This is a genomic window from Paenibacillus sp. KS-LC4 (assembly GCF_036894955.1).
Taxonomy (GTDB): Bacteria; Bacillota; Bacilli; order Paenibacillales; family Paenibacillaceae; genus Pristimantibacillus.
In genome coordinates, this window is the sequence record NZ_CP145905.1 from 4,087,880 (window position 1) to 4,099,908 (window position 12,029).

Genomic DNA, 12,029 nt, shown 5'->3' on the forward strand with positions numbered 1-12,029 from the left:
ACCAAACTCTACGTTGCTTCTATTACAGACTCCGCCAGAGTCTCCATATACAGCGGGTCGCGATTTAACATTTGGATACGTTCAAGGGTAATGCCCATATTTTTTGCTGTCGTCTTCGCTTCAATATCAAGGTCGAATAATACCTCAAGATGATCCGACACAAAGCCGATTGGAGCGGCGAGAACGGCCTTCACACCCTGCTCAGCAAGCTCGGCAAGCGTCTCCAAAATGTCCGGTCCCAGCCAAGGCTCTCTCGTCCGGCCCGCGCTTTGCCAAGTAAACTGCCATACATCATCTGCAACGCCAGCCTGCTTCGCAACTGCTCGCGATGTTTCCAGCAACTGCTCCTCATATGGGTCGCCGAGCTCGCGAATTTTTTCCGGCAAGCTATGTGCGCTGAACAGCACCTTTACATTAGGCTCCCCGCCCGACGATGCGCTTAGGCGAGCAAGACCTTCCATCACCCGTTCTGTAAGGGCCTGAAGCAGCTTTGGATGCAGATGATATTGGTTGACAAAGCTCATCTCCACGCCAAGCTCGCTTGCTTTCTCCTGCGCACGCTTAATATAGCTGCCAACGCTCATCGTCGAATAATGCGGAGCCAGTACAATTCCTACGGCTTGCTTAATTCCGTCACGAGCCATTTGCTCTACACCGTCTTCGATATAAGGACGGGCATGCTTAAGCCCCTGATAGCAGACATAACGACCAGGAGCAAGCTGCTCCAGCTTGTCCTGTAAGCCTGCTACTTGTCCGTTCGTATTTTCACGCAGCGGGAATACGCCGCCAACAATCGCCTCATATCGGCCATACAAATCCGTTAACTGCTCTGGTGTAGGCGGGTGACCCCGACGAATATGCGTATAATATGCTTCTACATCATCAAGGCTTTCCGGCGTCCCATATGACATAACGAGAACTCCGATTTTGCTGTTTTCAGCTTCCGACATGGCTCGTTTCCTTCCCTTCCCGCGCTGCAATGTATTTTTTTGAATACGAATGTATGTAAGCCGTCAGCTCTTGAAGCTTCTCAAGCGAGGCTTCAGGGAATAGCCCATGCCCCAAATTAAAAATAAATCCGGGCTCTTCCAGTCCCTGTTCAATAATTTCCGCGGCATACGCTTCAAGGACGCTCATTGGAGCCGTCAGCAGGACAGGATCGAGATTGCCCTGTACCGCAAAGTCGTGATTCAAACGGCGGCGTCCCTCGGGAATCGACACTCTCCAGTCCAGACCGATTACATCCGCCTGCAGCTTGTGCAGCTCCGGCAGCAGCTCGCCCGAGCTTACGCCTGGGAAATAAATTTTCGGCTGCGACAAATCCGACAGCTCGCTGAAAATCCGCTCGATCGTCGGCAGTACAAATTTGCGGAAATCGGCTGGCGCAAGCGCACCTACCCAGCTATCAAACAATTGAAAAGCTTTGCCGCCATTTGCAATATGCGCGCGCAAATAAGCGATAACCATATCGCCCAGCTTGTCCATTAGCTTGAACCATACCTCCGGCTCGCTGTACATCATTGCTTTTGTCCGCAAATAGTTTTTGGACGGTCTGCCTTCGATTAAATAGCTGGCAATCGTAAACGGCGCTCCGGCAAATGTAATTAGCGGAACCTCAAGCTCTCGATCCAAAATCCGGATCGTTTCCAGCACATGGCCGAGATCGCCTTCTACATCAATGGGCTTTAGCCGATCTACATCCGCCGCACAGCGGATCGGGTTATCTATTACAGGTCCAACATTCGCCACAATATCAAAATCAATCCCGATTGAAGCAACCGGATTCATAATATCCGAATATAAAATAGCGGCATCTACGCCGAGCTTGCGCACCGGCATTAACGTTACTTCCGCAGCCAGCTCCGGCTGCTTGCAAATTTCCAGCAGTGAATATTTTTCTTTTATTTTGCGATATTCAGGGTCGTATCTTCCAGCTTGGCGCATATACCAGACGGGTACCTGATCCAGCTCTTCCTTGCGGCAGGCCCGAATGAAACGGTCATTATAGCTCATGTTCGCCGTTCCTCTTTTCTATATAATTTTATATTAACTCCATTATGCCCGTTTTTTCAGGGGCTAACAACCGCCAGCACCGGACTTCCTATGACAATGTTATGACACTATCCTTGTACATTCACTATATTATAACCTGACTCAAGGCTAATTTCGTGCTTTTCCGAAATATAAGCAATATGTGCTATACTAAAATACATGGAACAGTGGAAAAAAAACCTCATCGTGCTTTGGTTCGGACAATTTCTCGTAATGGCTGGAATGACCATGATCATTCCTTTTATGGCGTTTTATTTGCAATTTGAGCTGGGTCTAACCGATCCGCATGAAATTGCTGTTTGGGCTGGCCTTATTTTCGCCGGCAACTTTGTGACGCAATTTATTTTTCAGCCGGTATGGGGAAAATACGCCGATCGCTACGGACGCAAGATGATGCTGCTTCGCTCCGGCATTGGCATGGCGATTGTCATTGTGCTAATGGGCTTTGCAACAACGCCGTGGCATCTGCTGCTGCTGCGCATGCTGAACGGCACGATTTCCGGCTTCAACCCCGCAGCTGTGGCATTAATATCTGCCAGCACGCCTAAGGATCGAATGGGCTATGCGATGGGAACGCTCCAATCAGGCGGCATTGCCGGAACGATATTAGGCCCTTTCATCGGCGGCCTGCTGGCTGACGCTGTCGGCTACCGTCCCATATTTTATTTGACTGGCTCCCTCTTGTTCGCCGCATCTATGCTGGCGTTGTTCGTCGTGAAGGAGACGTTCGATTTGCAAAAGGCAGCAGCTAAGGTGCAAATTTCCGTCATTGAAGGCTTCAAGCGGCTGCGCGGCATTCATGAGCTAACGGCGCTGTATGCTGTCACCTTCCTCATTCAATTCGCTATGATGAGCTCAATGACGCTGCTGCCGCTGCATGTCCAGAGTCTGCATGGTCCGACGGCAAACCTTGCTTTCTGGGCAGGCTTCGTCGGCTCGGCAGCCGGTATCTCTAATCTCATTGCATCGCCTGTGCTAGGCAAGCTAAGCGATCGCATCGGCTCGGAGCGCATTCTCGGCTATTCGCTCGTAGGCGCAGGGTTGACCTTTATCCCGCAGGCGCTTGCTGACAGCGTGCCGCAGCTGCTCATTTCCCGGTTTGTGCTCGGTATTTTCCTCGGCGGACTTGTGCCGACGGTCAACTCGCTCATACGCAAATATACGCCGGATGGCATGGAATCCCGGGCCTACAGCTTTAACAGCAGCACGCTCGGCCTCGGCAATATGGTCGGCCCGATTACCGGCGGCGCATTATCCGGCTGGATCGGCATCAGAGGGCTGTTCATTTTGTCCGCCGCTATGATGCTGCTGAATGCGCTGTGGGTGCATCGGTCGCTGCTGCGCGGCAAACGGAAAGCTGCGCAAAGCTAGCTCGTGTTAGCTGGAGCTAGCTTTGCGCATGCTGACTGTCGGCTCTGCGGACGGCATGAGCACTCCGTCCAAATATCGCGCAGAATATTCCATCAACCCACCTTTTCTGTTACAATTTTGAAATTTCAAGCACTTCCCATTTTCAACATCTCTTAGAGTTGATATTTATGTAGGCTGTGTAGTTATCACCTATTTTTTCCTGAGGTTTATAACCAAAATGGTGGGCCGAAGCAAACGTCCCACCATATGAATGAGCATGGTAAAGTCCCCTACAGTTGCCGGCTCAATCGTCAGACAGCAGAAACAGCTCGTCGCCTACTTGGACAAGCCCCGCCTTCGTTACTGAGGCATACAAGCCGACATGCAGCTTAAGCTCCTGATTTACTGTTTTGAGCAGCGACATATCCCGCTCCTGCGTGTCGGGGTCCAGCGCAATCATGGAGCAGCGCTCACAAAACTCATCTACTCGCAGCTCAGCGCTTCCAAGCTGGAGCCGCTTGCCGATCCAGCTCTCTTCATCCGGTGCATCGCCCGCAAGCGCCACAATCAGGTTCGCCCTGAACCGCCGCGCATCGAGCGGCTTGCCCCACAGCGCCTCAAGCTTGCTCAGCAGCGCATCTGTCACAATGAGCACGCTGCTGGCATCCATGCCGAGTAAATCCGGCGTTTCCGGCGCATAACGCCGCATGGAGATAGCCGTGCGGGTGTGTGTCTGTATTTCGGCGAGCAGCTGCCCATTCCACGCGAGCTCGCGATTGTCAGGCGACGTGACCGTCACTTCGGGAAAACCGGAAGCCGCCGCCGTACCCTTTTCAAAATCAGCATGGTCCTGAAGCTGCACCTTATAGGCCAGCATCGCCGGAATTTCCCGTGCCGTAATGAAGCTGTCCCAGCCCTCCTTCGTTTCATCAATAAACGCGTGGCTGCGGTCTCCGTAAAGTCCATAAGTCTCTATTTTGCTGGAAGCCAGCTGCTCGCCTCCAAAAGATTTTATCGGGTAGCGGTGGATTTCCTTAATCGCGCCTAAGCGTGTGTTCACTTGTCCGACTGCCGGTTTCTTTGTCAATGCACACTTCTCCTGTCTGCTGCAAAATAACTGCGTGAAACGGGCACTACCCCCAGAGGAGCAGCGCCCGTTCCTTTCACACCATTCCATTAGCTATCATAGCACAGGAAGCTCCTTCTCCAAACGTCTGGGCTTCCTATTTACAACGATAATGCTGGCTGCCACGAGCGCAAGACCGACCGCCAAATTAATCGTTACATGCTCATTTAAAAACAACACGCTGAACACGATCGCAATAAGCGGAATTAGAAACATAAACGAGCCGACCTTTGCGGCATCGCCATTGCCGATTAGCTTGAAATAAATAAGCCAGCCAATCGCAATGACAAAAACAGAGATGAACAGCGTATCGAATATAAACGACATATTCCATACAATATCGGACCAGCTTTCGCTCGCTAAGCCCGCAGCCAAAATAACAACGCCGCCAATAGCCACCTGCATCGCAGTCATCCATAAGGGATCGACTCGCGGCGCCATTTTTTTCGTATAAATTGTACCACCCGCCCAGCATATAGCCGAAGCAATGGCAAGCAGGACACCCCACACAGAAATATGACCGGAAATACCGCCCGCCGTAATGGCTGCCACTCCGGCAAAGCCCAGCAGCAGACCGACTATTTTCAGCGGATACATCGCCTCTCCAAGCCACAGCCATGCGAATACACCGAGCAGCACAGGCTGTAGAAAGACAATGGCCGTAAACAGCCCTGCGGGCATATATTGAAGCCCTATCGTCTGAAAGCTGTAATAAAAGATGATGTTCAGTACAGAGGCAATAGCATAAATAGGCCAATTCTGCTTTAGTCGCAGCGGTCCTCGCTTCCATATGGCAAAGCCTATAAGCACAATACCGCCAAGCAGCGTTCGAATGCCTGCAAACAATAAAGGCGGAGAAAAATCCAGCGCATATTTAGAAAGCGGCCAATTAATGCCCCATATGAACACGAGAAAAATTAAATACATCGTTGCCGCTGATCGTGAAATTCCGGGCACCTTGAACAGCTCCTTGTATCGTCGTTTTACCAGATGATACAATAGTTTTCAGCATAAATAAAATAAATGTTTATCATGGGAGGCATACGCTGGCAATGCGGTCATCTCGGTTGAGTACATTAGCGGCAATCCGCTCATTAACTGCAAGTCTATATTGCGATATGCTATAATTCAACTATCATTTAGTACTTTAAAATATGTGTAAACACGATTTGAAAATTAGATTATAAGGGTGTGATTACACTGAAGCTCCTATCATTTAGTTACATAAACAAGGAAACAAACTGGATGTTAGATCAGTTGGAATTTGATGCTCTAACCTTATTAGTTGGTGCTAGTGGTGTAGGTAAAACAAAGATATTGAAAGCTTTAACTAATTTAAAGGATTTAGCTTTAGGGGAAAACACTTCGCAAGTGGAGCCTATATCTTTTTCAATAACCTTTGAAGAATTAGGCGTGCTGTATTTATGGGAAGGTGAAACAGAATCTACCGATTCCCATAAAATTACTGGATTTGATGCTCTAAATGAAAATTCCCCTTCGTTTGGATTTGTTTTCGAAAAACTATCCATCATTCAGCCAAACTCAGATCAAGAAACGCTTTTCAAACGCACTAGAACCGACCTTATCTTTTCTAATGGAAAATTTGCTCCGAAAATTGCTTTGAATAAAAGCTGCATTGGCATTTTTCCGGAGGAAGACACGATAAAGCCTGTATTCACTGCCTTTAAAAAAATCGTGCTTTTTGATTTCGAAGCAGGTCGACATATCGTATTCAGATCCAAAATTGTACCCAACTTTGAAGAAGTCAAACCAGAATCCTATAACGAGTTCCTTACTTTTTTGAAAAATAACAATGCGCCTATTTCATCTAAGCTTCTTATTGCCTCATTCGTTGTCAAAGATACAGTCAAAAATATTAAAACAGAATTTAATCAAGTTTTTGATTTTATTACTGACATAAGATTTCACTTAGAAAGTTCGCCCCATAACGAAGATTATTATGAATTACAAATATATGAGGAAGGCGTAGGCTGGATATCCTCATACGACATATCTTCTGGCATGCTCAAAACACTCCTTTTTATTTCACTTCGCTACTTGGAGCCTGAGGATAGTATTATACTAGTTGATGAGTTCGAGAATAGCTTAGGCATTAATTGTATTGATTTATTTGACTTCGGCTCTAATCGCAGCTCTCAATATATTTTAACTAGCCATCACCCCTACATAATCAACAAAATCCCTATGAATCATTGGAAAATCGTCAGCAGGGAGGCTGGTACCGTAATCGTTAAAAATGCTTCGGATTACAATTTGGGCAAATCCAGACATGATGCATTCAAACAGCTTATTAATCTTGCCGCTTATTCAGAAGGGCGGGATTAAGCATGAATTTATATATTCTGGTGGAAGGTCGATCAGAAAAATATATTTACCCTGCTTGGCTCAGTATTCTGCTGCCAGAGCTTACATATGTGCATCACCTTGAAGACGTGAGCAGCAATCACTATTATTTATTCAGCTGCGGCGGCTACCCGAACATCATAGATGATGTTGGCAATGCCATTGAGGACATGAAGGAGAATCCGAAATTTGATTACCTTATGGTCGTTCTTGATGGGGATGATATCGGGATACCCGCCCGCAAACAAGAAGTGCTGGCTGAAGCGCAAAAGCATCGCTTTGACCCTAATCGTTTAATAACAATTGTTCAAAATCCATGTATTGAAACTTGGTGTCTTGGAAACCGCAAAATTTTCAGAAGAAATCCTGATTCACCTGATTTTCAAAAATGCTTCAAGCACTACAATGTCAATGAGCTTGATCCTGAAATAATGCCGTTGCACCCGGAGCTTTCGCAATATACAACTACAGCCCAGTATCACGAGCATTACTTAAAATCTATGTTGGCTGATCGTGGCTTGAGCTATACAAAGGGCAAAGGAACTAAGGCTGTACAAAATGATCATTATTTCTCCGAAATGATAAAACGTGTTAATGAAACCAACCATCTGCCATCATTCCGTGACTTTATCTCTTCAATGGCGCAATTAAAATTAAACATTCATGGTCAAGATACAGCCGCTCCCTCAATTGAAAGCTAATTAACAGCAGTTATATAGATGCTTGATCTACTCGTTAAATGGATAGTGTTCATTTTAAAAATATATGAACACTACCCATTTTTCATATACATAGCCTACCTTAACAACATCTTAATCTTGAAAAATAAAGCTTACTCACCCACTGCATTTAGCCGTGCGTTATAAACTCAGCTCCCTGCGCTTAGCGACCAGCTCGCTAAATTTCAGCTCCAGCGCCGCCTTCTCCTCGGCTGAGCAATGCGGCAGCGATAGCCGCGCCAGCGTCTCGGCGAACTCGCGCTCCAGCTTCAGCCGCAGCTCCTCCCGCTCCACACTCGCTTTCACCGATCCTATTCCTACAGCTGTACAATGGTTGGCAGCATCATCGCCAGCTTCAGCCGCTTCGTTCTCACTGAAGCGCCATTCCCTGCCACCGAGAAGTTGTAGCGTATGCGTCGCTGCTCCACTAACCAAGCGCCGATCATGGGACGCAAATATAATCGTTCCAGGGTAAGCTCTTAGCGTTTCTTCCAACTGCTCGCGAGCATAAATATCCAAATAATTCGACGGCTCATCGAGCAGCAGCGTATTATGCCGTTTCAGCAGCAGCTTCGCAAGCGCCGCCTTCACTCTTTCACCACCGCTCAGCAGCGCAACCTGCTTTAACACATCCTCGCCCTTAAATAGCGTCCTTGCCAATACGGTTCGTACATGGGCATCGGGGTAGATGGCTGTTGCCAATACGTTTTGCAAGACGCTTTTGGTTTCATCCAGCAGCGATAAGTTTTGCTGGAAATAGCCTATTCGGCAGGATGGAGCTGCTGAAACCCCTGCCACTTGCTCATAAATGCTCCGCAGCAGCGTCGTTTTGCCCGCTCCATTGCCGCCTACAAGCGCAACGCGCATGCCTGGCTTAATCTGAATGGTCAGCTCGCGGAACAGCCAGCGATCAGTTGCAAGCTTTGCGTCAAGCTGCTCCAGCCTGAGCACATGCTTGCTGCGACAAGGCTCATGAATCTGCGCATCAAACAAGGGCATTTCAAGCTCGGCAGGCTTCTGCTTCACCGCTAGCCGCTCCAAGCGGCTTTCCAGTGCATTTGCCGTCTTATTTAGCTTCGCTTGCGAGCTGCGCATGCCTTCCAGTCCAAGATTCGCCTCCTTATAACTCATCCGTCTAGGCTTATGGCCGATACCCTTTGCCGACTGGCGCACCTTGGCGATAGATTCAAGCAGCCGATGCTTTTCCTTGGCATATTGCTCATATTCAATAGCTTCTCGGGCCCGCTTCGCCTCCTTTTCCCGCTTATAGGCCGAATAATTGCCTTTAAAAATAACAATTTCCCCTGCATCGAGCTCGATAATGGAGGTGCACACATGATCCAGCAGCTCGCGGTCATGGGAGATGAGAATGACAGCTCCAGGATACGCCGCGAAGGCTTCTTCCAGTTGGCGAATGCCTGCCGCATCCAAATGGCTCGTCGGCTCATCTGCAAACAATATTTCCGCTCCGCTTGCAAACAGCTCGGCTATCGCTGTTCTCGTCTTCTCGCCCCCGCTGCCAAAGGCTTCCGCCTCCTCTGCATGAAGAGCCTGCCAGCGGCTGGCGCTCTCTCCTTCGCTGAGCACATCAGATAACGGCTGCTCTGCTTGTTTTCCCGCCGTCTCCTCACCCCGATAACCCGCTGCCTGAAACAGCTCGGCAATTGAGCCGCTGCGGGTTACTGTGCCTTTATCCGGCGCAAGCCTGCCCGCCAGCACAGCAAGCAGCGTCGATTTACCCGCTCCATTAACGCCAATAATGCCGACACGCTCTTGATCCCCAAGCTCCCAAACACCGTTCAGCCTGCCTAATAAGCGATCCTGTACTGTTATTTCTATAAACTTAGCCTCTAATTTCCCCATAAAAAAACCTCCCCAGCTCGAATAAGTTTCGATCTGAAGAGGATTATTCGCCAATAATAGCCATTTTCGAAAAAGCTCGCAGCTACCCTGTTCAGGTGTAGCAGCAAACAAGTACGCCAAGCGTAAGCGGCTGAAGCCGTTATGTGGCGGCAAAGCTAACGTTCGCGATGAAAAATAACCAGTTATACGTGCCAAAACGCGAGCGAAAGCAACGAGGCATGTCCGGAAATGGGCGCAATAATCCTATCTTCAGAAAATGAACTTTTAATTCATCATAAAGTTGTCATTTGTAAGCTTCTGAATGAATAGGTTATTTTCTCATGATCCTCGGACACCGTTCCCTCTCTCGCGGAGCGCTAATTTTAATTCCCCATTATTATAAAATAGCCGGCTTGCAAGCGTCAACCTTCTTAGCACACTACATGCTATGCTCTTGTACGCGGAAGCAGACACATGATCATGGACATGCCCCGCTATTCGGCAATTATTTTACAATCGCAATAGCCAGTCCATCATAGCCGGGAAGCACCGTGCTCAGTAGCCGCTCATCATTTGCAATGCGCTCATTGAACGTCCTTACGGCCTGAATGGCTGGACCCACTCGGGCCATATTCATCGTCCGTCCACGCAAAAATACATTGTCGCCCACAATAATCGCCCCTGGCGTTGCTAATGCGAGCGCATAATCCAAATACGCGGGATAGCCCTCCTTATCCGCATCAATAAAGAAAAAATCAAACTGCTGACCCTCTGCTTTAAGCTGCTCCAAGCTTGCTTTGCCATCGCCAATTTTGAATGTGACAGCCTGTCCATAGCCCGCTGCCTCCACATTGCCGCGCGCAACCTCTGCGTATTCCGCCTTCAGCTCCAGCGACGTCAGACGTCCGCCTTCTCCCGCTCCCCGCAGCAGGCAAATACCGCTGTAGCCGCCGAGCGCGCCCACTTCGAGCAGCCTCTTCGCCCCCGACATCGCCACCAGCATCGTCAGCAGCCGGCCGTAGCCATCGGCGACGGAAATGTCCGGCATCCCGTTTGCCGCAAGGGTTGCGCGTACCCGAACCAGGTCTAAATCTTCCTTATATAAGCTGTCTGCATATTGATCATTTTCGATCGACATTTTTTTGTTCATCCTTTCATTTGTCAAAACAAGCTGTGTTTACTATACTTGATTGTATGATTTTGACCGTGAGGATTCAACTGCGCTTTACATACGAAGGAGAGAGTGACACGAATGACAACGAAAATTGAATTAATTGCAACAACGCCAATGGGCCTTGAGGCGATTGTCGCACGCGAGCTGAAGGAGCTTGGCTATACCGATTTGAAAGTAGAAAATGGACGCATTACATTCCCGGCCGAGCCGATCGATATTTGCCGCACGAATTTATGGCTGCGCTCGGCAGGACGTATTTTAGTCAAGATGGGCGAATTTCAGGCAACCACCTTTGAGGAGTTGTTTGAAGGCACAAAGGCGCTGAACTGGCCTGACTGGATTCCCGGAGATGGCGAGTTCCCAGTCGATGGGCGTTCCCACAAGTCGCAGCTTTCCAGCGTCCCTGCCTGCCAGAGCGTCGTGAAGAAGGCTGTCGTAGAAAAAATGAAAGAGCGCTACGGAACGGAATGGTTTCCGGAAAATGAGGGCCGCTACGTCATTGAAGTGACGCTGCTTAATGATCGCGCACAGCTGACGCTCGATACGACGGGAGCTGGCCTGCACAAGCGCGGCTATCGCAATGTGGCGACGGAAGCGCCTCTGCGCGAGACGATGGCCGCCGCGCTGCTGCAAATTAGCCGCTGGCAGCCTGAGCGCCCCCTGTACGACCCGTTCTGCGGATCGGGCACTATTCTAATCGAGGCCGCTATGCTGGCATGGAACGTCGCGCCAGGGCTGCGTCGCTCCTTTAATAGCGAGGGCTGGCCGCTGGTGCCCGACCAGCTGTGGGAGACGGCGCGAGAAGAAGCCTTTGATGCGGTGAAGGATGATGTGGAGCTGCAAATTGCCGGCTCGGATATTGACCCGAGCGCCATCGACATCGCAACAGCCAACATCAAAAAAGCCGGCTTCGGCAAAGACATCAAGCTGAGCGTCATGCCAGCAGCGAAGATAAAGCCTGCGGGCGAATACGGTGTCATCGTGACGAATCCGCCTTATGGGGAGCGTCTTGGCGATGATCGCGAGGCGGAAGCGGCGCTGCGCCAGTTCGGCATGTCAGCGCTCCATTTGCCGACCTGGTCATTTTTCGCCTTTACACCTGTTGCCGCTATCGAGCATTATATGGGTCGTCCTGCCGACAAAAAACGCAAGCTGTTTAACGGTCGGATTGAGTGTAACTATTATCAATTTTTTGGACCAGGCGGGCTGTATGCGAACCGCAAAGCCCCTTCATCAGGCAAATAGAGAAATGAGCCCCACATGCAGGAGAGGACAAATATATGCTGGAACGTAGCTCAGCAATATTTTGCAGAGCTGCCTCCTTGTCTCCTCCTGCTGCGGGCGAGCGGGCAGCTATCAAATGGCCGTTCAACAATAAAGCAAATCCCCCCTGACACACCGC

Annotated in this window: 10 protein-coding genes; 4 read left to right on the forward strand and 6 right to left on the reverse strand. The window is 49.4% G+C overall.

The window, feature by feature from the left end:
• Positions 1 to 8: 8 nt before the first annotated feature.
• Together hemH and hemE are read right to left on the reverse strand one after the other, a co-directional pair.
• A complete protein-coding gene (hemH, locus tag V5J77_RS17215; RefSeq protein WP_338552038.1) occupies positions 9 to 950 on the reverse strand; it encodes a ferrochelatase in 942 nt (313 codons plus the stop codon).
• Positions 937 to 2,013 carry a uroporphyrinogen decarboxylase gene (hemE, locus tag V5J77_RS17220; protein ID WP_338552039.1) on the reverse strand — a complete coding sequence of 359 codons (1,077 nt, stop codon included), beginning with the start codon at positions 2,011 to 2,013 and terminating at the stop codon, positions 937 to 939. Before hemE ends, hemH begins: the two co-directional genes overlap by 14 nt.
• A 198-nt stretch (positions 2,014 to 2,211) precedes the next feature.
• Here hemE and V5J77_RS17225 point away from each other — a divergent pair, with 198 nt between their 5' ends.
• Positions 2,212 to 3,423: an MFS transporter gene (locus V5J77_RS17225; protein WP_338552040.1), complete on the forward strand. Its 1,212-nt coding sequence runs from the start codon at positions 2,212 to 2,214 to the stop codon at positions 3,421 to 3,423.
• A gap of 283 nt (positions 3,424 to 3,706) precedes the next feature.
• Here the strand turns inward: V5J77_RS17225 and V5J77_RS17230 are convergent, their stop codons facing one another.
• The gene (locus V5J77_RS17230) at positions 3,707 to 4,489 is read right to left on the reverse strand and encodes an MOSC N-terminal beta barrel domain-containing protein (protein WP_338552041.1); all 783 of its coding nucleotides are present in this window, start codon (positions 4,487 to 4,489) and stop codon (positions 3,707 to 3,709) included.
• Between the two features lie 96 nt (positions 4,490 to 4,585).
• A complete protein-coding gene (locus V5J77_RS17235; protein ID WP_338556887.1) occupies positions 4,586 to 5,455 on the reverse strand; it encodes a DMT family transporter in 870 nt (289 codons plus the stop codon).
• Between the two features lie 318 nt (positions 5,456 to 5,773).
• Here V5J77_RS17235 and V5J77_RS17240 point away from each other — a divergent pair, with 318 nt between their 5' ends.
• Both V5J77_RS17240 and V5J77_RS17245 read left to right on the forward strand, forming a co-directional pair.
• Positions 5,774 to 6,874 (forward strand): ATP-binding protein, encoded by a 1,101-nt coding sequence (locus V5J77_RS17240; protein WP_338552042.1) that lies wholly within the window; start codon positions 5,774 to 5,776, stop codon positions 6,872 to 6,874.
• A 2-nt stretch (positions 6,875 to 6,876) separates the two neighbouring features.
• Positions 6,877 to 7,593, forward strand: coding sequence for a hypothetical protein (locus V5J77_RS17245; protein ID WP_338552043.1), 717 nt, complete (start codon positions 6,877 to 6,879; stop codon positions 7,591 to 7,593).
• A gap of 159 nt (positions 7,594 to 7,752) precedes the next feature.
• Here the strand turns inward: V5J77_RS17245 and abc-f are convergent, their stop codons facing one another.
• A complete protein-coding gene (abc-f, locus tag V5J77_RS17250) occupies positions 7,753 to 9,474 on the reverse strand; it encodes an ABC-F type ribosomal protection protein (protein ID WP_338552044.1) in 1,722 nt (573 codons plus the stop codon).
• A gap of 484 nt (positions 9,475 to 9,958) precedes the next feature.
• Entirely contained in the window at positions 9,959 to 10,591 is a 633-nt protein-coding gene (locus V5J77_RS17255) for an O-methyltransferase (RefSeq protein WP_338552045.1), read from the reverse strand.
• 114 nt (positions 10,592 to 10,705) lie between these two features.
• Between V5J77_RS17255 and V5J77_RS17260 the strand changes: the two genes are divergently transcribed.
• Positions 10,706 to 11,872, forward strand: a complete 1,167-nt coding sequence (locus V5J77_RS17260) for a class I SAM-dependent RNA methyltransferase (protein ID WP_338552046.1) — start codon at positions 10,706 to 10,708, stop codon at positions 11,870 to 11,872.
• The last annotated feature ends 157 nt before the right edge of the window (positions 11,873 to 12,029 follow it).